This window comes from Terrimonas alba (assembly GCF_042434975.1).
In the GTDB taxonomy this organism is placed as follows: domain Bacteria; phylum Bacteroidota; class Bacteroidia; order Chitinophagales; family Chitinophagaceae; genus Terrimonas_B; species Terrimonas_B alba.
The window spans coordinates 451,113-474,839 of the sequence record NZ_JBHMQM010000005.1 but is presented as its reverse complement, the minus strand read 5'-3'; the positions used below and the strand labels follow the sequence as shown (position 1 = coordinate 474,839).

Annotated in this window: 18 protein-coding genes; 8 read left to right on the top strand and 10 right to left on the bottom strand. The window is 41.3% G+C overall.

Annotated elements, in window-relative coordinates:
• Nucleotides 1-12: 12 nt before the first annotated feature.
• Together bamG and ACFEL9_RS17000 are read right to left on the bottom strand one after the other, a co-directional pair.
• A complete protein-coding gene (gene bamG, locus ACFEL9_RS17005; protein ID WP_512701523.1) occupies nucleotides 13-1,272 on the bottom strand; it encodes a BamG family beta-barrel-assembly machinery protein in 1,260 nt (419 codons plus the stop codon).
• A gap of 3 nt (nucleotides 1,273-1,275) precedes the next feature.
• The gene (locus ACFEL9_RS17000) at nucleotides 1,276-2,610 is read right to left on the bottom strand and encodes a DUF4270 family protein (RefSeq protein ID WP_385892553.1); all 1,335 of its coding nucleotides are present in this window, start codon (nucleotides 2,608-2,610) and stop codon (nucleotides 1,276-1,278) included.
• A 259-nt stretch (nucleotides 2,611-2,869) separates the two neighbouring features.
• On the opposite strand from ACFEL9_RS17000, the gene ACFEL9_RS16995 reads away from it, so the two are divergent.
• From ACFEL9_RS16995 to ACFEL9_RS16980, 4 genes are read left to right on the top strand one after another with little or no spacing between them, the layout of a single operon-like run.
• Complete coding sequence (locus tag ACFEL9_RS16995) at nucleotides 2,870-3,889, top strand: Kelch repeat-containing protein (RefSeq protein ID WP_385892546.1); 1,020 nt, start codon at nucleotides 2,870-2,872, stop codon at nucleotides 3,887-3,889.
• The gene (locus ACFEL9_RS16990) at nucleotides 3,882-4,247 is read left to right on the top strand and encodes a DUF4907 domain-containing protein (protein ID WP_385892544.1); all 366 of its coding nucleotides are present in this window, start codon (nucleotides 3,882-3,884) and stop codon (nucleotides 4,245-4,247) included. Before ACFEL9_RS16995 ends, ACFEL9_RS16990 begins: the two co-directional genes overlap by 8 nt.
• Nucleotides 4,222-5,505 (top strand): sensor histidine kinase, encoded by a 1,284-nt coding sequence (locus tag ACFEL9_RS16985; RefSeq protein WP_385892542.1) that lies wholly within the window; start codon nucleotides 4,222-4,224, stop codon nucleotides 5,503-5,505. Before ACFEL9_RS16990 ends, ACFEL9_RS16985 begins: the two co-directional genes overlap by 26 nt.
• Complete coding sequence (locus ACFEL9_RS16980; RefSeq protein ID WP_385892539.1) at nucleotides 5,498-6,193, top strand: LytR/AlgR family response regulator transcription factor; 696 nt, start codon at nucleotides 5,498-5,500, stop codon at nucleotides 6,191-6,193. Before ACFEL9_RS16985 ends, ACFEL9_RS16980 begins: the two co-directional genes overlap by 8 nt.
• Nucleotides 6,194-6,243: 50 nt before the next feature.
• On the opposite strand, the gene ACFEL9_RS16975 is transcribed toward ACFEL9_RS16980, so the two are convergent.
• Nucleotides 6,244-8,088: a 2-oxoacid:acceptor oxidoreductase subunit alpha gene (locus ACFEL9_RS16975; RefSeq protein ID WP_385892537.1), complete on the bottom strand. Its 1,845-nt coding sequence runs from the start codon at nucleotides 8,086-8,088 to the stop codon at nucleotides 6,244-6,246.
• 218 nt (nucleotides 8,089-8,306) lie between these two features.
• Here ACFEL9_RS16975 and ACFEL9_RS16970 point away from each other — a divergent pair, with 218 nt between their 5' ends.
• Nucleotides 8,307-11,165 carry a M16 family metallopeptidase gene (locus tag ACFEL9_RS16970; RefSeq protein ID WP_385892535.1) on the top strand — a complete coding sequence of 953 codons (2,859 nt, stop codon included), beginning with the start codon at nucleotides 8,307-8,309 and terminating at the stop codon, nucleotides 11,163-11,165.
• A 72-nt stretch (nucleotides 11,166-11,237) separates the two neighbouring features.
• On the opposite strand, the gene ACFEL9_RS16965 is transcribed toward ACFEL9_RS16970, so the two are convergent.
• Nucleotides 11,238-11,606 carry a hypothetical protein gene (locus ACFEL9_RS16965; RefSeq protein ID WP_385892534.1) on the bottom strand — a complete coding sequence of 123 codons (369 nt, stop codon included), beginning with the start codon at nucleotides 11,604-11,606 and terminating at the stop codon, nucleotides 11,238-11,240.
• A 12-nt stretch (nucleotides 11,607-11,618) separates the two neighbouring features.
• On the bottom strand, nucleotides 11,619-12,422 hold the full coding sequence (locus tag ACFEL9_RS16960) for a TIGR00266 family protein (protein WP_385892531.1): 804 nt from the start codon (nucleotides 12,420-12,422) through the stop codon (nucleotides 11,619-11,621).
• A gap of 191 nt (nucleotides 12,423-12,613) precedes the next feature.
• On the opposite strand from ACFEL9_RS16960, the gene ACFEL9_RS16955 reads away from it, so the two are divergent.
• Nucleotides 12,614-14,680: an OPT family oligopeptide transporter gene (locus tag ACFEL9_RS16955; RefSeq protein WP_385892528.1), complete on the top strand. Its 2,067-nt coding sequence runs from the start codon at nucleotides 12,614-12,616 to the stop codon at nucleotides 14,678-14,680.
• A 143-nt stretch (nucleotides 14,681-14,823) separates the two neighbouring features.
• Here ACFEL9_RS16955 and ACFEL9_RS16950 read toward each other — a convergent pair whose 3' ends face one another.
• The 4 genes from ACFEL9_RS16950 to serS form a co-directional block, all read right to left on the bottom strand.
• Nucleotides 14,824-16,023, bottom strand: a complete 1,200-nt coding sequence (locus ACFEL9_RS16950) for a DUF1501 domain-containing protein (protein ID WP_385892526.1) — start codon at nucleotides 16,021-16,023, stop codon at nucleotides 14,824-14,826.
• A 151-nt stretch (nucleotides 16,024-16,174) separates the two neighbouring features.
• The gene (locus ACFEL9_RS16945) at nucleotides 16,175-17,656 is read right to left on the bottom strand and encodes a DUF1800 domain-containing protein (RefSeq protein ID WP_385892523.1); all 1,482 of its coding nucleotides are present in this window, start codon (nucleotides 17,654-17,656) and stop codon (nucleotides 16,175-16,177) included.
• 92 nt (nucleotides 17,657-17,748) lie between these two features.
• The gene (locus tag ACFEL9_RS16940) at nucleotides 17,749-18,396 is read right to left on the bottom strand and encodes an outer membrane beta-barrel protein (protein WP_385892521.1); all 648 of its coding nucleotides are present in this window, start codon (nucleotides 18,394-18,396) and stop codon (nucleotides 17,749-17,751) included.
• A gap of 133 nt (nucleotides 18,397-18,529) precedes the next feature.
• Nucleotides 18,530-19,801, bottom strand: coding sequence for a serine--tRNA ligase (gene serS, locus ACFEL9_RS16935; protein WP_385892518.1), 1,272 nt, complete (start codon nucleotides 19,799-19,801; stop codon nucleotides 18,530-18,532).
• Nucleotides 19,802-19,890: 89 nt separating this feature from the next.
• On the opposite strand from serS, the gene ACFEL9_RS16930 reads away from it, so the two are divergent.
• Both ACFEL9_RS16930 and ACFEL9_RS16925 read left to right on the top strand, forming a co-directional pair.
• On the top strand, nucleotides 19,891-20,235 hold the full coding sequence (locus ACFEL9_RS16930) for a hypothetical protein (protein WP_385892516.1): 345 nt from the start codon (nucleotides 19,891-19,893) through the stop codon (nucleotides 20,233-20,235).
• A gap of 52 nt (nucleotides 20,236-20,287) precedes the next feature.
• On the top strand, nucleotides 20,288-20,995 hold the full coding sequence (locus ACFEL9_RS16925; RefSeq protein ID WP_385892513.1) for a peptidylprolyl isomerase: 708 nt from the start codon (nucleotides 20,288-20,290) through the stop codon (nucleotides 20,993-20,995).
• Between the two features lie 159 nt (nucleotides 20,996-21,154).
• Here the strand turns inward: ACFEL9_RS16925 and ACFEL9_RS16920 are convergent, their stop codons facing one another.
• A complete protein-coding gene (locus ACFEL9_RS16920; RefSeq protein ID WP_385892511.1) occupies nucleotides 21,155-23,614 on the bottom strand; it encodes a TonB-dependent receptor domain-containing protein in 2,460 nt (819 codons plus the stop codon).
• Nucleotides 23,615-23,727 lie beyond the last annotated feature (113 nt).

Below are 23,727 nucleotides of genomic sequence, written 5' to 3'. Positions count from 1 at the left end.
TATGACGACCGGTCAATCATATTTTCTTCCCTTACTCGCCAGGAAATCCCTGTAGGAAAAACTAAACGTTAATTGCACATAATTTTCTTTGATAAGCTTTTGTTGTGTCGTACCCCGCCTGCCCGCCTCCAATGAAAGTGTATATAAAAGTCCGTTACCGATAATACCGCCCATGCCTGCTGTTACGCCAAATTCTTTAATGGGCTGATTCCTTACCTGTAACCAGGAACTGTTGTAAAAACCACCAAGCTGGAAAAATCTTTTTTCCATCACCATATTCTTTACCCTCGCTTGCCGGGAAAATTCAACACCAGCGGAAAGCCGGCTATTACTGATCATTTGCCAGCCCTGTCCCCTGATCTTTAAAGATGACCAGTCTTCATAAACATAGTCAGCTGCAAACGTTGTTTTTTGATTATGCTTTAGCGCCAATCCTACCCCGTATGTTTCGGGCAGGCTAAACTTACTATATGTCAATGCCTCATTTTCCAATATAGTTGTATTATCCTGCGTAACGGTCAAGTACCTCTCTGATACCATTTTTGTTTTTGGAATATATTTTCCCCCAATAGAAAAATCAAGCTTTTTTGTAATGGGGGCAGAATAAATAGCACCAAACTGGAATCTCGCTTTCCCGTAGTAGTCCTGCACTTTTGTAGAAATAGCGGAACTTAGGTTCTCATCCACCACCGTTTCTGTTTGATTAATAGCGCCGGCGATAATAGAAGATCTTACGCCAAAGGACCAATGTTTACCCAGTGATACCGCATTGTTCCAATAGTACTCGTTCAATCCCCCATCTCCCTCGTAAGAAGCCAGGTAGTTGGCGGTGGAGCCTTCTACTGTTTGGGTTCCATAGAGTTTATAATTGACATTACTGTATTGACCAAAGCCGACACTACTCGCCCAATAATTATTCAGCTTTATACCCAATGACAATCGCTTTATCCAAAAATCTTTGTTGTTACTATTTGTCGCATCGATGGGATCGCCTTTGTACACAACGGATTTCCCCGTCACAGCAGCATCAACGATAAAAAAACTACGGGTAAGCCCGGCAATAGCAGCAGGATTGTTATCAATGACAAAATAAGAAGACCGTAAAGCCAAACCGGTCCCCCCCATGCCACTGGTACGATTGTAAGCCCTGGTGTCAATATCGCCAATTCCATAGATTGAATAAGGGCTGTTCATATTCTGCGAAAATGATTTTGCCGGAATAATGATAACAAGGCAGAAAAGAAAAGAAAAACATGTTATAGCGTGGCGCATGATTTACTGGTTGATGATCATAAATGATAATAGCAATTGTGATGGTTGACTCGCCTTTAAAAGATTGTTAACCACCAGCCTGTCTACATTCACTAAAGAAGTGGCTGAATTGTTTATTACAAAAACACCCCTGTTGCTGCTGCCGGTTGTGTACAGCAATTCATTGATATAACTGGTTATATTAAAACGGTAGTAATTGTTTTCACCATAGATGTCATCTGTAACAGGGCTTGCATACTGGACTGAATAACCAGTCGAATCCATGATGGTATTACCTGTGCTATTAGTAGCATCCGTCTGTGCCAGGTATAGTTGCGACGGCAACTTGTATTGATGTTTGTCAAACGACAGATAGGTTGGTCGTATTAATAGTTCCGCCTTCAGCAGCTTCACGATGTTTTCATTATTCAGTACCGAGCTCAGTGTTGGAAAAATCATTTTTAACAGTAAACCGGTACCGGGCTGTGTAAAAGAAAAACCATTTGTTTTATCAGCAACAATTTCGGTTGTTCCCGTTGTGCCGGGAATAAGACCTGTAGCCGACCTGTCAGTCAGAATTTGATTAAATGCATAACTGTTTGCCAGCGATGTAAAATCAGCGTGCTGGCTTTCAGGATAAGGGATGGTGTTATGATAGTGAACCCGCATCACCACGCTGCCTGCCGACCCCGTCAGGCCATATACGGCGGTTGTGTCATTATTATCTATTGCTATCGAAATACCGCGGAAATAATTCAGGAAATCATTCTCAGTGGTAATATCAGCAGCGGATTGACGCAATTTTGAAAACAATTCCAACCCTTTGTTATCATCCAGGCGGATGACAATTGAATCAACGGCATTGGGACTGATCTTTAGTGTTCTTGATCCAAGGAGTGATGGCTTTACAGCAACATCACTGGTATTATAGAGCTTATTATTGTAGCTATAACTTATAGCATTCGCTAATTCGTGCACCTGTATCGTTTGAGTCTTGCTGGTATCGCCGTAATAATAATGATTGAGCCGGACGATCAGGCTGAGCGAATCAAACTGGGCAGTGGCAGGTATTTCAGGCAGCGACGAGGGAACAGTCATTTGAAAAAAAGAACGTGCACTGACAGGCCCCAGGTAAGGATCTTTATAACGACCGATTAAAAATGCCGAATCACCATTGGTAGCAAATGAATCCGTGAGAACTGTGGAGACGCTAACATTAATAGTATCGGTAAAAACCAGGCTGGTGTAATTATTCTCCGGAACGGTGCCAAAAGCAATATCCTTTCTTTCGCAGGCATATAAAAAAAGAATAAGCACTGCGGGTGGTATGATTTTAAATCTCTTTATCAAATCATGCATAATAATTTCATTTAGTGCAATTGGCCGCAATTTATCCCGGCGTCCTGCGCATAATTTGTTATACTATATCAACTATCATTTAAAATCGGCGAATTCGACGGCCACACCGATAAATGATTTCAGGAATGTTTGCCTCAATTACTTCTGTTAAAAACAGGGTAATAGTTACCGATTCCTGATTCATCTATATGTTTGGTCTGTTCATCTATTTTAAGATAGTGTTGCATTCATCCGCCAATACTTTTATCAAAATTTTTTTATGACTAAAACAAAGGCATATTGGATCGGGGGACTGCTTATTTTATCATCTGCCGTCATTTCGCAGAGTTGCAGTAAATCAACGGACGACGACGAAGAACTGGTCGGCAATTGGAAACGCTATGATGATTTTGAAGGCAATGCACGCAGTGAAGCAGTAAGTTTTACAATCGGCGACAATGCGTATGTCACTACCGGCTCAACAAATACGGATCGTTTCAAGGATCTGTGGGAATACAATCTTTCACGCCGTTACTGGATACAGAGAGCCGACTTGCCCGGCGCAGCACGAAATTCGGCCGTTGCTTTCACTGTCGGTACCAAGGCTTATGTAGGTACCGGTTATGATGGTGTGTCAAAGCTGAATGATTTTTGGGAATATGACCCGGCCACTAATCAATGGACCCAGAAAGCAAATTTTGCAGGCAATGGCCGTTATGATGCTGTTGGTTTTGCAGTCGGTGCTAAAGGATACATCGCCTGCGGCTATGACGGCAACTACCTGAAAGATATGTGGGAATATGATCCGGTCGCTGATCAATGGACGCAAAAGGCGAGTGTGGGTGGATCAAAACGTTCAGCAGCTATAGCTTTTGTTACAAATAATAAAGGATATATCTGTTCAGGAAATAATAATGGCGAGATATTAAAAGATCTATGGATGTATGATCCGGCAGCCAATGAGTGGACTGAAAAAAAGAAGATCTATAATTACTCAGATGAAACCTATGATGATGATTATGGCACAATCGCCCGTCAAAATGGAGTTGCTTTTGCTATGGACAATTACGTATATATCACGTCCGGGGAAAATAGCTCTATCGCTTCGTATACCTGGCAATATGATCCGGCCAATGATAGCTGGGCAGAAAAAACGCAATTCGAAGGAACAGGAAGAACAGGTGCGGTTGCTTTTTCTTTAAATAATCGTGGTTTTGTATTGACCGGCAGAAGCGGGTCTTTGATGATGGACAATATGTATGAACTTTTACCCAATGATGAACAGGTCGACAATGACTAACCGGCATAATATTCTTGTAATAGGAATCTCTGCATTGATCGCTGTTGCCGTCTTCATTATTACAATTGACCGGTCATCCAAAAAAAAGAAAAACCATATCAGCACCTACGTGTATGAAGGTATCCATGGCTGGGGATATGATATCCTGGTGAATGATGAACTGTTTATTCACCAGGAGTTGATCCCCGCTATACAGGGCCAAACAGGATTTCAAACTAAAATGCAGGCTGAACAGGCCGCCCGGCTAATAATTAACAAAATGGAAAGAGGTCAACTTCCCACAGTTACTACATTTGAGCTTGAGCCGATACTTTCTTTAAACAAGACGCAGTATGATAAGCAGGGAACAACCAAATAACTTTCTGCATACTCTTTTTGGCTTTCAAAAAACAAAGAATAAAGCTCATATTTTACTGATTGTATTGATTCATGCTGCCGGCTGGTGCCTGCTTTTCATATTGCCGGTGTTATTATACCCTGTTCGTATCAACGACAATAGCTTTATCACCCGGGAATTGATTGACAAATCATTGCTGGTGATCTTATTTTATCTCAACTATTATTTTCTTATTCCCCATTTTTTTGAGAAGAAAAAATATGTCATTTATTTTTCGTTGGTCCTCCTGGCTTTCGTACTATATTTTTCATTGCATGTCAGCCTGCGTTTTTTTTACTTCCGTGGTGAAGGAAGGCCTTTTATACAAATGGTACGATCCAATGCGATAGATGCAAAAAAAGGCGGCTCCACTTTCATTGTAAATAATACGATTCAAGGTTTCGGTGTGCATGTAATAAGAGATTCGGCAGGTTTTGTCACTTCCTTTGAAGGACCAGGGTCTCCCAATGATTCGCTTATTCATACAGCATCACGACCACCTTTTCCTGAACCTTTTTTATTTGGCATACCAAGAGGCGCCTGGTTAATGACTTTAAACAATGCCATCAGCTCATTTACATTGCTATTGCTGATTGGCGGTTTTATCCGGCTCAGCTATTCGTTTATCCGCAATCAAAATGAAAAGAAAGCTCTGGAAAACGCTAACTTAAATGCGGAAGTAAATTTTTTAAAATCGCAGATCAACCCGCATTTTTTATTTAATACGCTGAACAGTATCTATTCCCAGGCCCATTCACGATCAGTGAATACGGAACACTCCATTTTAAAATTATCCGAACTTCTTCGTTATGTATTATACGATTCCGGCGATAATAAAGTGGAATTATCCAAAGACATTCAATACATCAATAACTATATCGACCTGCAGCGTCTCCGCCTTTCCCAAAAGATAAAGATCAATTATTCCGTTACCGGCAATATGGAGAGAAAAAAGATAGCCCCGCTTTTACTGATCACTTTTATTGAAAATGCGTTTAAACATGGCATCAGCTATTCGCTTGCATCCTGTATCGACATCAGCATCGTGATTTTTGAAAAAACATTAACGTTGTCCGTAGTCAATCCCATTTTGGAAAAAGATAGCTTTGAAACCGGTGGCCTTGGCCTAAAGAATGTAAGGAGAAGGCTTGAATTATTATATCCCGGTCACCAGCTCGATGTTTTTTGCAACGAAAGCCTGTACATCGTTAATTTAAAAATTGATTTAGCCAATGCTTAACTGCCTGATCATTGATGATGAACCACTGGCCCTGCAATTGCTGGAAGACTTTGTCAATAAAACACCTTACCTGAAACTGGCAGGTAAATATGAAGAGCCCTTGCAAGCTCTATCGGTGTTAGAGTCCCAAAAAATTGATTTGCTTTTTCTCGATATCAAGATGCCGGATATCTCGGGCATAGATTTCTACCGGTCACTGGTGAATAAACCTGAAGTAATTTTTACCACAGCTTATAGTGAATACGCTATTGACGGATTTGAATTAAAAGCGATGGATTACCTGGTAAAACCTATTTCGTTTGAAAAATTCATCACCGCCTGTAACCGGGTAAAAGAATTTATCGAAATAAAAAATCAAAGAGACAAAGCCAAAGAGTTTTTCTTTATCAATGTATCACATAAGATGCACAAGATCTTTTATGACGACATTTTATACCTGGAAGGATATAAAGATTATACCAAAGTGCATTTGATCAGCTCAAATAATCCTTTACTCATCTTACACAACCTGAAATACTTTGAAGACCTGCTGGATAAAAAACAATTTATCCGCATTCATCGTTCGTATATGGTTTCTCTGCGAAAGATCAATACGGCATCCAGGAAATCGGTAACGATTAATAATAACTCTTTGCCGGTTAGTGACAACTACAGGGATAGTTTTTTTTCTTTGATAGAACAGCATTAAAAAATCCACCAGTGCAAACTGATGGATTAAAACTATTATCTCAATTATTCTTATAAATACTTCTTGATCTCTTCCACTAATTCCGTCTTCGTAATTGGCACACCCATGATCTTGTGATATCCTTTGGCATCTACAAAATAAACATCACGGATAATTTTGATCAATTGTCCGTTGTTGATCTCGGGAACCAGGATAGTATCGAAATTGTGTAAGATCTCACCCAGGTTTTTTGGAAAAGGTCTTAAGTACCTGAGATGCGCATGGCTTACAGCATGACCCTTTGCTTGCAATTCAGCGACAGCCGATTTAATAGCACCAAACGTAGAGCCCCATCCTAATACAAGCACTTTCCCTTTATCAGCGCCGCTATCTATTTTTTGTTCAGGAATATATTCAGCGATCTTGTCCACTTTTTCCTGTCTTATTTTCACCATCAGCTGGTGATTCTCGGGATCATAGCTGATATTACCGGTGATGTTCTGTTTTTCCAAACCACCAATCCGGTGTTCTAAACCCGGCGTTCCCGGCACAGCCCAGGGGCGGGCCAGTTTTTCATCCCGCAAGTAAGGTTGCAGCTTTTCCTCTCCGTGCCCTAATTCTGTTTTGAATTTGACATGAATGGGAGGCAATTGATCTGTAGTCGGGAACTTCCACGGTTCGGCGCCGTTGGCGATATAGCCATCGCTTAAAAAGATAACAGGGGTCATGTGTTGTACAGAAATGCGAACTGCCTCATATACGGCATCAAAACAATCTGCCGGAGTGGCCGCAGCAATAACCGGCATCGGGCATTCTCCATTTCTTCCATAGTAAGCCTGCAGCAGATCACTCTGCTCAGTTTTTGTAGGCAAGCCGGTGGATGGTCCACCCCGTTGTACATCGACTATCAGCAGGGGAATTTCCAGCATCACTGCTAGCCCCATTGCTTCTGCTTTCAGCGCCATACCGGGACCGGATGTGGTTGTCACTCCTAATGCGCCCCCGTAGGCTGCACCGATAGCGCTGGTAATCGCCGCAATTTCATCCTCCGCCTGGAAAGTACGTACGCCAAAATTCTTATGTCTTGCCAGCTCATGTAAAATATCCGACGCCGGGGTGATGGGGTAAGAACCCAAAAACATCGGCAAGCCACTTACCTGTGAAGCGGCAATAAGACCGTAAGCCAGCGCCTGGTTGCCCATAATGGAGCGGTAAGCACCCGGCTCCATCTTAGCCTTTCCAACTTTATAGGTAGTAGTAAAGGTTTCGGTGGTATCGCCAAAATTATAGCCTGCCTGTAATACCCGGAGATTACTCTCCAGTATGTCAGCCTTTTTACCAAACTTTTCTTTCAGGAAGCTGGTGGTATTGTCCATATCCCTGTCATACATCCAGTAGAGAAACCCGAGTACGAACATGTTTTTGGCCCGGTCCTTTTCCTTCATACCCATGGTAAAGTCCTTCAGTGCCTCACGGGTCATTTTGGTGACATCCATTTTGATCACTTCGTAACTATCGAGGCTGCCGTTTTCCAACGGGTTTTCACCCTCGGGATAATTAGCAAGGCGGAGATTTTTTGAATCAAAGCCGTCGGTATTGACAATGATCTTTCCCCCCTTTTTCAATGCAGTAAGATTTGCTTTTAGAGCAGCCGCATTCATAGCCACCAGCACATCACAAGCATCGCCGGGAGTAAAGACGCGGTCACTGGAAAACCGGAGCTGGTAACCACTCACGCCGGGCAAAGTGCCCTGAGGGGCCCTGATCTCGGCCGGAAAATCCGGGAAGGTAGACAAATCAATACCTAACAGGGCCGTATTATTAGTGAATTGAGTACCTGTTAATTGCATCCCATCGCCACTATCACCGGCAAACTTTATAACTACATCCTGTAATACTTCTTGTTTGCGAATCATTGTAAAAAATTGTTTTGCAAAATTAGGGTAGTTTATGCTTGTTTAGCCAACCAAATTCGTAGACTTTAAAATTGATAAATGGTGCGGTTTGAAAGCCCAATTGTACTATTTTGCTAATTCTCTTAATCAAAAACTAATTAACAACACATGAAATGAGTCCCGACGTTTACAGTGGGGACGAATCGCATCTGGCTAATTTAAAAACAAAAAATCTACAGATGAAACAAAGACAAAAACTATTACTGCTGCATGCATTTGCACTACTTACAACAGTTGTGATAAATGCTCAGGCAAGACTGGTGGAAAAAGTCACCCGCAAGGGAGATGAACTGGTGATACCCTATGAGAAATATGTTTTGCCAAACGGCCTTACCCTTATCATTCATGAAGATCATAGCGACCCTGTGGCACATGTTGATGTGACGTACCATGTTGGTTCTGCCCGTGAAGAGATAGGAAAATCCGGCTTTGCTCACTTCTTTGAGCATATGATGTTCCAGGGCAGTGACCATGTTGGTGATGATCAGCATTTCAAACTGGTAACCGCATCAGGAGGAACATTGAATGGCTCTACCAATACAGACCGAACCAACTATTTTCAAACCGTACCTGCCAACCAACTGGAAAAAATGTTGTGGCTGGAGGCCGATCGCATGGGCTTTTTGCTGGATGCGGTAACACAAAAAAAATTCGAGAACCAGCGGGAAACCGTTAAGAACGAAAGAGGTGAACGGGTAGACAATGTTCCCTATGGTTTGCTTTTCGAAGAAATATCAAAAAACCTTTATCCGTATGGTCACCCTTACTCCTGGTTAACTATTGGATATGTGGAGGACCTGAACCGGGTGAATGTGGATGATCTGAAAAATTTCTTCCTGCGCTGGTATGGCCCCAACAATGCAACGATTACCGTTGGTGGCGACGTAACCTCAGAGCAGGTAATAAAACTGGTTGAAAAATATTTTGGACCCATTCCTGCCGGACCAAAAGTTGAAAAAATGCCGGCCATGGTGCCTACGGTGGACAAGCATCGTTTTGTTTCATACGTAGACAATTATGCCCGCCTGCCGATGCTGGTGAAGGCTTATCCAACGGTGCCTGATTATCATCCTGACCGTGCGGCGTTAGCTTGTCTTGCACAAATATTGGGGCAAGGAAATAACTCCTTCATGTATCAGCAGTTGACAAAAAAACAACAGGCGTTGCAGGCCGGATGTTTTAGCGTATTGTTCGAGTTGTCGGGCTTTTTCGCTTTCCAGGTAATTCCCTACCCAGGCAAACCGCTTTCAAACATGTATTACCAGTTGGATAATACATTGGACAGCTTTGAAGCAAGAGGAGTAACCGATGACGATATTGCGAAATTCAAAGGTGGTTATGAGTCACAACTGATCAATGGATTGCAAAGTGTAGCAGGTAAAGTGTCCCAGCTGGCAGCATTCCAAACTTATACCGGCAATCCAAACATGATCGGGGAACAATTGAAAACCTACCTCGCTGTTACCAAAGAGGACGTAATGCGGGTATATAATAAATATATCAAGCATAAACATCCTGTTGTAGTAAGCATATTGCCCAAAAACCAGGAAAAAATGATCGTGGGTGAAAACAATTTCAAAATTGACAACAGCAACTATACAGCCCCGGATTATGGCTATGCAGGATTAAAATATGTAAAAGCCAAAGATAATTTTGACCGAGCCGTGATGCCACCCAATGGCCCTAACCCGGTTGTAAAAGTGCCCGCATTCTGGAGAAAGGATTGGGAAAATGGAATTAAACTCATTGGCTCTGAAAATTCAGAGTTGCCAACGGTTACGTTGTCGGTTAAAATACCGGGAGGGCATTTACTGAACGCCAATGATCTTTCAAAAGCAGGCCAGGCATCTTTCTTCACCGACATGATGAATGATGATACCAAAAACTACACGGCTGAAGAAATGAGCAAGGAACTCCAAAAGTTGGGTAGCTCTATCAATGTATTTAGCGGTAACGATGATATTACCTTCCAGGTGCAGTCGCAAAAGAAAAACCTGGATGCTACGCTGAAATTGCTGGAGGAAAGAATGTTCAATCCCAAGTTCACGCAGTCAGCTTTTGATCGCATCAAAAAACAAAACCTGGAAAGTTTCAAACAGCAAAAAACGCAACCTGCCGCCGTAGCAGATAATGTATTTGCAAAATTGAATTATGGCGCCAACCATATCCTGGGTATCTCGGGTGATGGTGATGAAGAAACCGTGAAGGCTTTTACCATTGCTGATATACAATCATATTACGACAACTATATGACATCGCAGGATGCGGAGGTCGTGATCGTAGGCGACATCAAAGAGGATGAAATTTTACCCAAGCTTTCATTCCTGAACAATTTGCCCAATAAGAAAGTAGCGATCCCAACTATTGCCGCTGCACCTGCTGTTGAAAAAACAAAGATCTTTTTGGTGGATGTGCCGAAGTCAGCACAGACTGAATTTCGTGTTGGTTATGTCACAGGACTTAAATATGATGCCACTGGTGAATATTACAAATCTGGTTTAATGAATTATGCTTTGGGCGGAGCCTTCAATAGCCGCTTAAACATGAACCTGCGTGAAGACAAAGGCTGGACTTATGGTGCAAGAAGTGGCTTTTCGGGTGGTAAACAAACCGGCGATTATGAATTCAGTTCCGGCATCAGGGGCAATGCTACAGACAGCGCCGCCATTGAAATCATCAGGGAATTGAAAGACTATGCTGAAAAGGGAATTACTGAAGACGAATTAAGCTTTATGAAGAGTGCGATCGGCCAGCGGGATGCGTTGCGCTATGAGACCGGTTTTCAAAAAGCAGGTTTTATCGGCAACATTTTAGAATACAATCTGCCGGCGAATTATGTAGATCAGCAAAACAATATTGTAAAAACTATCAGCAAGGCAGAAATTGATGCATTGGCAAAAAAATGGATCAATACCGATAAAATGAATATCCTGGTGGTAGGTGATAAAGCTAAAATAGTACCCGGCTTACAAAAACTCGGCTATGAAATTATCGAGTTGGATGCAGATGGAAAACTCTTAGAGAAGAAAGCATTTTAGCAGATCATTTTGCTTAGATTGAAAACGCCACTCTTTTTTGAGTGGCGTTTTTTTAGTTATATACAGTTATATCTAAACCTCACGATAATTCTCTCCGTCAATTGCCTTTAGATATTTTCTGCCGTCTTCTAAAATCTTTGGGTCCAGATAAATATTGATATGGTTAATTGTTGGATAATCTAAAACCCAAAACAAATAGACCTGGAAATCATTTCTTATATCACCATTGAACTTATCTGCATTTGCAAAAATATCATTCAGGTAACCGCATATTTTTTGAATTAATTTACGATTTTGAATCGCATCAGCCGATAATTCTTTTAGCCATGAACCAATTGTACCAAGAGGGCTAATACCAGTTTCGATATAGTCTTCTTCGTCAAAAACGCTATAGCTCTTGAATTCAGGAATTTTTGAAATAAGATCATAGTATAAAATCATCTTCAATGCTTCTTATTCTCTCCCATCCAGTAAATTACCAAAACCTCCCAACAGGCTACCTTCTTCTTTCCGATTATAGGTGCCATAGGCCATGATGCGGCTTGCCAATCGACTAATTGGTAATGATTGTATCCATACTTTTCCAGGACCTGTTAACCTGGCAAAAAATAATCCTTCGCCACCAAATACGAGGTTTCTTACTCCCCGCACAAATTCAATATCAAAGTCAACACCAGGTGTATATGCTACTACACAACCTGTATCTACTTTTAAAACTTCACCATGTTTCAATTCCTTTTCGATCACATATCCTCCCGCATGCATAAAAGCGAAGCCATCACCTTCCAGTTTTTCCATGATAAAACCTTCGCCGCCGAATATACCTGTACCCAGCCTGCGTTGAAAATGGATGCCCACACTAACACCTTTGGCTGCGCAGAGAAAAGCGTCTTTTTGTGCAATGATCGTCCCGCCCAGTTCTTGCAGATCCATGGCAATGATCTTCCCGGTATAAGGAGCGCCAAAACTTACTTTTCTTTTTCCCTGGCCAATATTGGTAAAGGCGGTCATGAATAAGCTTTCACCGGTGAGTATGCGTTTGCCGGCACTCATCAGTTTACCAAAAAAGCCTGTTGGCTGTTGGGCTGATCCGTCACCAAAAATGGTTTGCATTTGAATACCTTCCTCCATCATCATCATAGCGCCACTTTCCGCTATGGCTGTTTCATTAGGATCTAATTCAATTTCTACAAATTGTAATTCTTCACCATAAATTTTGTAGTCGATCTCATGGTTTATCCGGGGTCTGCCGTTCATAATAAAAATAATTTTCGCCAAAGTTAATGAAGCAATATCCGTACAAGTATTACCAATTATATAAAAACGGTAAACGCACTTTTTAGACCGGTAAGTAAATTCTAAAGCTATGAGCTGTGAGCTGTGAACTGCGGGCCGGGAGAGCTAACGGTCATAAGTTTTTCCTTATCTTCCTGTAATAAAACCAATTTATGGCCGAACAAACCAACTTCAAACCATTTGTATCACCTGAAACGCAAATGGCCGAACTAACTGTCAAGTCAATCCTGACAGGTGCAGCTTTTGGAATTATTTTCGGTGCGTCTACAGTATACCTCGCATTAAAAGCGGGTTTAACTGTTTCCGCGTCCATACCCATCGCCGTTTTGGCCATAACGTTGGGAAGAAGATTTTTAAAAACCACAATTCTTGAAAATAACATCATTCAAACAACAGGATCAGCTGGTGAAAGTATTGCTGCCGGTGTTGTATTCACATTACCGGGCTTTTTATTTTTAAGTGAACCGGAGAGCGCCAGCTTCTTTAATTATTTCACCATACTTATCCTCGCCATTTTTGGCGGTATACTCGGCACATTAATGATGATACCGCTTCGACGTTCATTGATTGTAAAAGAACATGGCACTTTACCTTACCCCGAAGGCACCGCCTGCGCCTCTGTATTAAAAGCAGGCGAACGTGGGGGTGAGTTTGCCAAAACGGCTTTTATGGGTTTGGGCTTTGCATTTGCCTATGCCATTTTACAAAAGATATTTCATGTAATAGCTGAGGTTCCGGCATTTTTCACCAAACAAACCAATAAAGTATTTCCATCTGCAAGAGTAAGTGGTGAGATCACTCCTGAATATATGGGTGTGGGTTATATAATCGGACCAAAGATCGCAGGAGTATTAGTGGCTGGCGGTGTTTTAAGCTGGTTTGTGATGATCCCCTTATTGGCTTCCCTTGTTGATGCTTCTGTTATTGCCAATCAATTAGTCAAAATTGGTTACCTGGCTGATATTGCTAAACCGGGTGGCTCATTTGGTTGGGATCCTGCCACAAAAGATTTTGCGAATTGGTCGGATGCTATATATCGGGCTTATATCCGTCAGATTGGCGCCGGCGCTGTAGCAGCAGGAGGTTTCATCACGCTGGTCAAAACAATTCCTACCATCATCTCTTCATTTAAAGGAAGTATCGGTTCGTTGAAGCAGAGCGATGTGGAAGGAGTAAACGAACAAAATGTTCCGAGAACAGAAAGGGATCTTTCTATAAAAGTTGTTGGCATTGGCAGCCTTGTTTTATTACTCGTTATTGCCTTGTTGCCTAATACGCTTATTCCCGGCACCAATATCGGCAGCAAATTATTATTGGGCTTGCTGGTTATCATCTTTGGAGCTTTCTTTGTTACCGTCGCATCACGTATTGTTGGCCTGATCGGTTCATCCAACAGCCCCATCAGCGGTATGACTATAGCCACTTTAATGGGAACTTGTTTGATCTTTATTATGGTAAAATGGACGGGGCATATTTATGAGCCTATGGCACTCGTGGTGGGTAGTATGATTTGTATTGCGGCTGCGAATGCAGGTGCTACATCGCAGGATTTAAAAACAGGTTATCTTGTTGGCGCCACACCCAAATACCAACAAATCTCCTTGTTTGTTGGGGCTATTGTTTCATCACTGGCCATTGGTGCAACCATTAAAATATTGGATCAGCCCACAGCGGAAATGGCTGCACAGGGAATTCAGCATGCAATAGGCACGGATAAATTTCCTGCACCGCAGGGTACGTTGATGGCTACACTGATCAAAGGTATTTTATCTTTCAATCTTGACTGGCAGTTTGTGCTGGTGGGTGTATTTATTGCAATTGTAGTAGAGCTCTGCGGTATCAAAGCCTTGAGTTTTGCAATTGGGATTTATCTTCCTTTATCAACTACCTTACCCATCTTTATCGGCGGTGCTATCCGTGGCATTATTGAATGGAGAAACAAAAAGAGAAATATTCACGTTGCGCCGGAAGAGGAAGACCTTGGCAAAGGAAATCTTTTTGCAACAGGACTCGTAGCCGGCGGCGCATTGGCCGGTGTATTGGTAGCTTTTCTTTTTGCAAGTGATAAAGTAAGTGCCGGCCTGGCTAATCTGAATGCCGAACATGGACTGCAATCTGCTTTGGGAGGTGAAGGTTATAAATGGTTAGGTGTTGCCTTCTTCGCTTTGATGGGAATAGTATTGTACCGGATTGCGACTGGAAAAAACAAATCGATCTGACAATCTATCGGATCGATAAATATGTAAAAGTCCTGCTTCTTGCAGGAGTTTTGTTGATGGGTACGGATTAAAGTAATGCACTAAACCAACTGGTATCAAGGTACTTTATTTCAACAGCTATTTTTTGCTGTTGACAAATCATTTTAAATAAAGCCCAGGTGCTCATATTGATGTCCGAGTATTTTTTTATCGTCTGTATTCAACCATTTATTCAGCACGGTAGCATATACATTTTTAAAATCAATTTTATATTTCAGATCACCATCCTGCAGATCGCCGAGATCAGGCATGCCGTTGATCAAACCTTTTTGCTTCAATCCGCCGCTAACCAAAAACATATTATTAGCAGTACCATGGTCAGTTCCGCCACTGGCATTTTGCGATACTCTTCTTCCAAATTCTGAAAAGCTAAACAGCAATACATCCTCAAACCGGTTGTTTGTCTTCAAATCTTTTACAAATGCTTTTACCGCGTCATTCATTTCTGTAAATAAACGCTGCTGTTGTGCCCCCTGGTTAATATGTGTATCAAAACTGCCCAGCGAAACATAGTATACCTTGGTATTGATGTCAGAAAAAATGAGCGATGCAATTGTTTTAAGGCTATTACCTAATTGGGTCTTTGGATAATCCGCCGCTGTAGGATGCAACCTGCTTTGTTTAAAAATATAATCAGCAGAGGAAAGTGTTTGCGCCATCGTCTTGTACAGATAATCCACTGACTGTTCACCCGAATCCTGCTGGCGGCTCCGGCTTACATCACGGAAAAATTTTTCATTGGCTGTTCCGTATAAACGCTTCGGATCTTTTACCGCAATGCCATTCGTTGTATTACCCTTCATCGAAAGGCTCAATACATCATCAATTTCAATAGCCTGTGTGGGTTTATCGCAACCGCTGCATTGTGCATCCAGGTAACGGCCAATCCAACCCGAGTTCCAATACTCTGTACTCTGGCTGGCAGTCTGCCAAATATCCATGCTCCTGAAATGCGACCGGTCAGGATTAGGATATCCCACACTGTTGATGATGCCAAGGCTTCCATCGTCATGCAATTCTTTAAATCCGGTCAACGCGGGATGTAATCCCACTTCATCATTTAATACCAACGCTTTTGTTTTCTCAATTCCTAATTTTGGCCTGGCCTTATAGTACAAATCGTTTCTTACGGGGATAACGGTATTCAATCCATCGTTACCGCCACTTAATTGTAATACTACTATCACTTTATTACCTGCTGGCACCATCGCTTTGCCTTCAAATGCTTTCAAGAATTTTGGAAGCATCAGGGAGGCTGTTGCCAGTGAGCCGATTTGAATAAATTCTTTTCTTTTGATTTGCATATAAAACCCTCCAAACCTTCCTAAAGGGAGGCTTACCACTCACAGCCCTAAAAGAAATAAGTGGTTTATTTTTACGACAATTGTTGATTAAAGAACTTATAAAGAGCATTTATTATCTCCGACCTAAGTTTCCTCTTTAGGGCGACAGGCGTTAACAAAGTTGGTACTCGGGTGTACTCATTATTTGTATAGTCACCGAACGTATAAAACTATTCCTGTCGGACTCATCTGAATATTGCTTCAGGATGCCGGCATCTACTGCCGTTTTTGTTTGCAATAACACAGCGGCCATTCCATTGATCAGCTTATCCCGTTGCGTTTTTTCAAAATGAGCCAAATACAATTTCCAGTCTATATCGGCTTCGATCGGCTTTAGCGATTTGTTATATTTTTTTACTCCCTTCGTTTTCATTGCTGCATTTCCGGTTTGCTCTGCCGCGGGCTTCCCCATCATTTGGTCATCATCATCTTTTGGCGTTACATTCATTTCGTCTTCATCATTGATGAGTTGTGGAATACGCATTCTCATCATCAGGGTGCTGCTATCGATCCAAGATTTTCCACCTGGCCATCCGGCTACATTGGGTGGGTAGAATAATACTTGTCCCAACAAACGTTGCAGCACAATGATTGATTCCTGGTTTGCGATGGACATGGGCAACATTCGTTGCATTCCTGCCAATAATTCTACAGGAGCTTTGATCCGGTTCCCAATATTCTTTTCGTCATAGAACCATTCGCTGGTGAAAACATCTTCCATCAGTTTGCTGATTTCATATTTATTATTATAAAATCTCTCTGCCAGCCATTCTACTTTCTGCATGTCCGGTTGGTCATTGACAAAAAACTGGTAGAATTTTTTTGCGATAAAATGAGCCGCCTGTTTTTGTTCGAGTAAAATATCCAACACATCATCGCCATCAAGGTTACCGGTTTGTCCTAAAACAGTTTTATCACCATAATCATGCTGACCTTTCCGAAAAATAAATTCTCCTTTTGCATTGGCTGACCAGCCAGTAAATGCCCTGGCTGCTTCTTTAACATCCTGTTCAGTATAGTTACCTCTTCCCAATGTAAATAGCTCCATTACTTCACGGGCAAAGTTCTCATTGGGATGTCCTTTCCTGTTTTGTTGATTGTTTAAGAAGTTGAGCATGGCTGCTGACCGGGACACCTCTTTTAATAGAGTGCCGAAATTTCCCAATGCATTTCTGCGGATAATATCCAGTAAATCCTGTTGATAAAAAACATTCAGGTTACGACAGGCAAAATGTCCATGCCAGAAAAAAGCCATTTTTTCCCGCAATTGGGCACGGCTGTTAACCATTTGATTTAACCAATATAAATTCAGGTTGCGAACCCCTTCCCTGCTTTTTTGCTGCCGTAGTTTTTTTTCTTCCGCTGTCAGTTCTTTTTGCTGCATCCTGCCTGCCTGGTCTATCCCCATCATCAATCCCTGCAGGTAATTATCAGCCACATTAATATAGTCAGGCTTTTGAGCAGATGCTTTTACGAGGGCTTTATAAAATTGTTCGGGAGTGTATTGAGAAAGGTCATCGAGCTGCTCTACAGCAGGCCCAAAGCCTGCACGCCATAAAAGATGTTGATTCTTTAACTGGTTACTCAATGGCATGAATCTGATTTAGGCTGAGACTAAGAGAACGCCGCAAGGTTTAAATAGTTGCATGAACTTTTCTATAATAATATAATTCAATAAATACTAGGTTATTTCCCGATCAATAATCGGAATCCAAGATAAAGTGAGGATGTAGCATTACTCAAACTGCTATAAACACTAAAGCCATTGGATTTATAATCAACATTATTGCTATTGCTATTGCTTTCTCCTTTTTCATGAGAATAAGAAGCAGCTATAAGGTTATTAAATCCTGTCTCAAGGTGAAATTTTTTACCGACGGCATATGAAATACCAGGATTAGCGTTTATTCCTATAGTAGTTCTTTTTATCTCACTGGTGGTAAACGGGTCGTCCGTTTTTTGTTTGCTATAACCTCCATTTAGTCCTCCTTGTATAAAAAGGTAGAACCCGCTGCTGCCAATATTTTTATACTTCCTGATAAAAACACCTGCTCCGTATCCATGAGCCTTATTTTCAGTTCCCGGATCGTTTTCTGTATTGCTGACTGAGTAACTTAAGCTTCCGCCAACAACAAGATTGTCTTTTATAAATTTTCCAAATACCGGAGATATATTTAGCCCCTTTGACTTCTGATCGATTGCATTTTCCCATTCCGTCTTGTAGGTATATCCGCTAACATCTCCGCCCAAAAAGATAGATCCCCTTTTTATTTGGGCTTGTGCAGTTAAAACAAATAGAGATGCAACAATTAAAGAAAGTAAAGTTTTTCTCATGACGTTGATTTTTTAGGATTAAAAAAATATTCAACGCAAATATGAATAACAAAAAAGGAAACAAGAATGTATCCCGTTTCCTTTAACGAACAATTATCCTAAACAAAATAAAAATTCCGGAACCCATGCAGCATTATGAAATCATCCCGCCGCCAAAATAGCTATGTAATACTGTGGGAAGTTTTATTCCTTCCACTGATTGGTTATTCTCCAGCAAACAGGCCATTATCCTTGGTAGCGCCAATGAACTTCCGTTTAATGAATGCGCTAATTGTGTTTTTCCATTCCCATCTTTAAACCGGATCTTCATGCGGTTGGTCTGGTATGCTTCGAAGTTTGAAACAGAACTTACTTCCAGCCATCTCTCCTGTGCGGCGCTATATACTTCAAAGTCGTAGGTAAGCGCTGAAGTAAAACTCATATCGCCACCACATAAGTTTAAAATGCGGTAGGGCAACTCCAATGTTTGTAACAATTTTTCAATATGGGTCACCATTTCTTCATGCGCCGCGTAACTTTTTCCGGGTTGAGTCAGTTGAACAATCTCAACTTTTTCAAACTGGTGAACACGGTTTAACCCGCGAACATCTTTACCAAAGCTTCCCGCTTCTCTTCTGAAACAAGGTGAATAGGCAGTCATCCGTATAGGTAAGTCGGTTTCTTTCAATATCTCATCGCGGTAAATATTGGTAACGGGCACTTCAGACGTAGGGATCAGGTAAAAATTATCTTCCTGCATATAATACATCTGGCCTTCCTTATCCGGTAATTGACCCGTGCCATAGGCTGAAGCCTCATTTACCATAAAGGGAGGTAAGTATTCAGTATATCCCGCAGCTGTATTAAAATCTAAAAAGTATTGAATCAATGCCCGCTGCAGTTTTGCTCCTTTTCCTTTATACAGAGGAAAACCACTACCGGTAATTTTAGCACCGGTCTCGAAGTCAACGATATCATATTTCTTTATCAGGTCCCAATGAGGCGCCGAACCGGCAGCAAGCTGCGGTTTGTTGCCACCTTCTCTCACCACCACATTATCTTCAGGTGTTTTACCCGGCGGAACTTTCTCGGAAGGCAAATTTGGCAATGTTACCAGGTTGTCCTGTAACTGCTTTTCAGCCTGAGCAAGTTTGTCGGTGATGGGCTGCAACAGCAATTTTAGCGATGCCACTTCCGTCTTTTTTGCTTCAGCCTCTTCTTTTTGACCTTTCGCCATTAATTGGCCGATCTCTTTGGATGTTGCATTTATTTTTGACTGCGTATTATCAAATTCCAGTTGTGACTTTTTACGTTGATCATCCATGGCGATAATTTCATCCACCAGCGTTAAGTCTTTGAAATGTTTTATAGCCAATCTTTCCTTTACCCAATCCGGGTTTTGACGAAGTACCTGTAACTGCAACATCTTATAAAAAATTTTTGCAAAGATAACAGCCGTTAACGCATCCGTGAAATCAATCAAAATGCTTTTAATCCGTGACTATCTTTGCGGTTATGCAAATACAAGATGATTTACAAACAAGATGGTGGGCCCTTGAGGCAAAACTGGTGGAGCGATTTGGCAAAAAGCCCGACCTGGAAACCATTCTTTTCCTGATTGGCATGCAGGAAACCGGCATCATCAAAGAAAAAATAACCAAGGAACAAAAGCAGGACCTGATGCATGTAGCGGTTTGCACTGTATTGATGCCGAGCGGTTATTATGAACTGGAGCGGACCGACGAAGAAGGCTGGCCGCATTTCAAACAGTTAAAATCTATGCCCGAGATGAATCCTTTTGAACAGGAAAATTTTTTGAAAGATCATGTGTTGTTGTATTTTGAAGAAAATGGATTGTAGCATTCCATGGCAATGAACATTTGATGAAATCCATTAAACAATAGTTTGGCAAATGAAAAAAGGAGTAATTCTATTGATCGGCGCATTCATGGCGCAGATCTGCGTGGCTCAAAAGGAAATCGTTTTAAAAAAGAAAGACCGTAAGAAAGATGTGCTGTTGCAAACCAGCATGGGCAATATGCTGATCAGGCTTTCCGATTCCACACCGTTGCATCGTGATAATTTTTTAAAGCTGGTAAAACAACATTACTACGACAGCTCATTGTTTCACCGGGTGATCAACAATTTTATGATACAGGGTGGCGATCCCGGCAGTAAAAATGCTCCTGCGGGAAAACCTTTGGGTGAAGGCGGGCCCAGCTATACCATTCCGGCCGAATTCAGGCCCGGTTTATTTCATAAAAAGGGGGTGATAGCAGCCGCAAGGGAGGGTGATAATGTAAATCCGCAAAAAGCCAGTAATGGCAGCCAGTTTTATATCACCCAGGGAAAAAAATTTACCGATGGCGCCCTGGACACATTAGAAGCTTTTCGGTTAAATGGGAGAAAAATACCAGCCGAACAGCGGGAAGTTTATAAAACACTTGGAGGAACACCGCATCTTGACCAGGGTTATACTGTATTTGGCGAGGTTGTCGATGGCCTGGAGGTGATTGATAAGATTGCAGCGGTTCCAACCAGCAAAGCCGCCGACCGCGACAGGCCATTGGAAAATGTAATGATTGTAAAAGCTAAACTGGTTAAGCGAAAGAAAAAGTAATCTCCCAGGTAGCTTTAAAAATGTTAATTATCAATTTTCAATTCAACAGAGATTAAACTGTGCAGGAAAGACCGAAAATTAAGTTTGATGTTGAGCATTAAAAAAGCGGCGTTCATGTAAGACCGCCGCTTTTTTGATATTATTTAACTGATTTCTTATTTATTGTCCAGCCGGCGTTCCGGTACCACCGCCGCTGTTGGCTCTCTTGCTTTCATCTTCAATACCCGTATTGCGCTGGCGTGCTGCTTTTACCGTATTACTTCCAAAGCGATAACTAAAGTTTAATTTAACCTGCTGCATTTCACCATGGCCATTAAACCTGCTGTTTACTCCGGCAAAATTGGTACTGCCGGCCCATTTCATTGTTTTGAAAACATCACTCAGTACGCCTCTTACGGTTCCTTTGCCTTTGAACACCGTTTTTTGAAAACCTAAATCAATATAGCCCATCGCTTCAGATTTAATAACTCCCTGCCATACCGATGGTGAAATATACAATCCGCTTATTTCGCCTTTCCATCCTTTGCCGAGGTCAAAACTATTTTGCATAAAGTAGGTCAATGCAAATATCTTTTGGTTTACTTTTCTGTCACCCCCGCCAAAATCGGCTTTATAAATGGAATAAGAAGAGTTCATGGTAGCAAAAAAACTATACCACTTGTATTGGAAGGGATAACTGATGTTCAGGCTTGCAACATCCTGTGTAGCCAGGTTTTTCTTCATCAAAAATCCCTGTGTTTTGTTAATTGTATCCGGTAGTTGGGCAAAAACGTCCTGCACATGACTATAGTTAAGTACAGTGGTCAGTTTATACTTAAAGATATTTGTCAGACCGATGCTATTGGTGTACTGTGGCCTCAGCTCGGTATTTCCTTTCATATAAGTATATTCATTCAGCTTAAATTCAAATGGATTAAGATCCTGGTAAGCCGGGCGATCTATCCTGCGGCTATAAGATAATGTCCATTGATTCATTGGATTTTTATTGAATGATAATGACGCACTTGGGAAAAAGTCTGTGTAATCTCGTTTAAAAGTAGAATCCAAATGTTTGGTGTTGCCATTTTGTGTTTCAAATCCTGACGATATTCCCTTTGAATGTGTGTTTTCAGCCCTGACTCCAAATTGAATCATCAGGCCCTTCAATTGTTTGTTATAGTTAACATACAGGGCATTGATATTTTCTTTGTAGTCAAACAGGTTGTTTATGATCACATCATCAGAAGCAGATAAATCATCAGTACGGTTAAAATTATTATCTGTTTGAACAACGCCAATTTTTCCACCCACACCCAATTTACCACCTTTAAAATTTTGTTCATAATCGACCTTTAAAGAGTATAAATCAATATTGGTGGGTGCAATAATATTAGAAATTGTATGATTAATCGGGGTCACACCATCCTTTTCAAAATAATGGTTTGGCTGATATTGGATTGATCGTATTTTAAAGAATCCGTAGTCAGCATCAATGTTCAGATCTTTTCCATTGGCTTCTGTATGCTTGAAGTTAATATTCGTATTCACATTGTCCCGCTTCATATCGTTGCGATTAGTGGCTTTCAGAATACGAACAAGTTCTCCTGTGGGCATATAGGTAAAATACATTGGACCGGAAGTATTAAAATCATTATCAGCAAGGTTGCCGCTTACTACAGCACCCAATGTATTTTTCTTATCCATAAAATAATCAACTCCTGCCTTAAAGCCATGCGTATTATTTTTAAAAACCATTCTGTTGCTTTGGGCAAACAGTGTATCAAACTGCTCTTTCCGCAAATTGATTTTCATCAGGTAGTCGCCGTTATTATAGTTGTAGTTACCAAATACATTTATTTTGCCATTGCGGTGATTGAGGTTTACGCCTCCGTTGTACTTAGCATAATGTCCCTGTACATAACCCAGGTTAACAGATCCGTTTGTTCCAAATGCTTTATTTTTCTTTAACCTTATATTGATAATACCTGCATTACCGGCAGCTTCATATTTCGCCGAAGGATTGGAAATGATCTCTATGGATTCGATTTGTGCAGACTGCATACTTTTCAAATAGTTAGCAAGGTCAGCTCCACTCAATGGGCTTGGCTTTCCATCAATATAAACCTGTACGCCATTCTTACCGGCAAGGCTTATGTTATCATCTTTATCCACTGTTACTCCCGGTGACTTACGCAATAATTCAAGAGCGTCATTGCCAACCGAATTCATGGTTCCTTCTACATTGACGATCATTTTATCAGCTCTTACTTCTATCATTGGTTTTTGAGAAGTAACAGTAACGCCCTGCAAGGAGCCTTCCTTTTTAATCATACTTAGCTCTCCTACCGATACATCACCGGAACCGGATACTTCAATTGGCTTAGAATAAACCGGCGCATAAGCAACGTGTGAGGTACTGACAAGGTATCGGCCAACTGTATCTGTCTGGATACTAAATTTTCCCTGGTTATCGGTAACTGATAATTTTACAACAGAAGAGTCCTTTATTTTGAGCAGGGAAACAGTTGTTTTATCTACTGGTTTTCCATCCTGATCTTTTACAATACCTGAAATTGTTTGTGCAGAAACTGCCGAATTCAGAATAACGGCAATTAAAAAAAATGTAAATAGTTTTCTCATAATTGTTCCTTTTTAGATAAGGGACGCCAAAGATACCTGCGTGTCATAGAACTGTAAAGTCATTGCCGACCAATGGTGTAAAAACTGGCATGAACGGTGTCAATTTTTCGGTG

Bases quoted from the DNA above. Each gene is read 5' to 3' on its own strand.
- ACFEL9_RS16920 (WP_385892511.1), bottom strand. From the start codon at position 23,614: ATGAGAAAACTATTTACATTTTTTTTAATTGCCGTTATTCTGAATTCG.
- ACFEL9_RS16940 (WP_385892521.1), bottom strand. From the start codon at position 18,396: ATGAGAAAAACTTTACTTTCTTTAATTGTTGCATCTCTATTTGTTTTA.
- ACFEL9_RS16960 (WP_385892531.1), bottom strand. From the start codon at position 12,422: ATGAACGGCAGACCCCGGATAAACCATGAGATCGACTACAAAATTTAT.
- ACFEL9_RS16985 (WP_385892542.1), top strand. From the start codon at position 4,222: ATGATAAGCAGGGAACAACCAAATAACTTTCTGCATACTCTTTTTGGC.
- ACFEL9_RS16925 (WP_385892513.1), top strand. From the start codon at position 20,288: ATGAAAAAAGGAGTAATTCTATTGATCGGCGCATTCATGGCGCAGATC.
- ACFEL9_RS16995 (WP_385892546.1), top strand. From the start codon at position 2,870: ATGACTAAAACAAAGGCATATTGGATCGGGGGACTGCTTATTTTATCA.
- serS (WP_385892518.1), bottom strand. From the start codon at position 19,801: ATGTTGCAGTTACAGGTACTTCGTCAAAACCCGGATTGGGTAAAGGAA.
- ACFEL9_RS16950 (WP_385892526.1), bottom strand. From the start codon at position 16,023: ATGCAAATCAAAAGAAAAGAATTTATTCAAATCGGCTCACTGGCAACA.
- ACFEL9_RS16945 (WP_385892523.1), bottom strand. From the start codon at position 17,656: ATGCCATTGAGTAACCAGTTAAAGAATCAACATCTTTTATGGCGTGCA.
- ACFEL9_RS16930 (WP_385892516.1), top strand. From the start codon at position 19,891: ATGCAAATACAAGATGATTTACAAACAAGATGGTGGGCCCTTGAGGCA.
- ACFEL9_RS16990 (WP_385892544.1), top strand. From the start codon at position 3,882: ATGACTAACCGGCATAATATTCTTGTAATAGGAATCTCTGCATTGATC.
- ACFEL9_RS16955 (WP_385892528.1), top strand. From the start codon at position 12,614: ATGGCCGAACAAACCAACTTCAAACCATTTGTATCACCTGAAACGCAA.
- ACFEL9_RS17000 (WP_385892553.1), bottom strand. From the start codon at position 2,610: ATGCATGATTTGATAAAGAGATTTAAAATCATACCACCCGCAGTGCTT.
- ACFEL9_RS16980 (WP_385892539.1), top strand. From the start codon at position 5,498: ATGCTTAACTGCCTGATCATTGATGATGAACCACTGGCCCTGCAATTG.
- ACFEL9_RS16975 (WP_385892537.1), bottom strand. From the start codon at position 8,088: ATGATTCGCAAACAAGAAGTATTACAGGATGTAGTTATAAAGTTTGCC.
- bamG (WP_512701523.1), bottom strand. From the start codon at position 1,272: ATGCGCCACGCTATAACATGTTTTTCTTTTCTTTTCTGCCTTGTTATC.
- ACFEL9_RS16970 (WP_385892535.1), top strand. From the start codon at position 8,307: ATGAAACAAAGACAAAAACTATTACTGCTGCATGCATTTGCACTACTT.
- ACFEL9_RS16965 (WP_385892534.1), bottom strand. From the start codon at position 11,606: ATGATTTTATACTATGATCTTATTTCAAAAATTCCTGAATTCAAGAGC.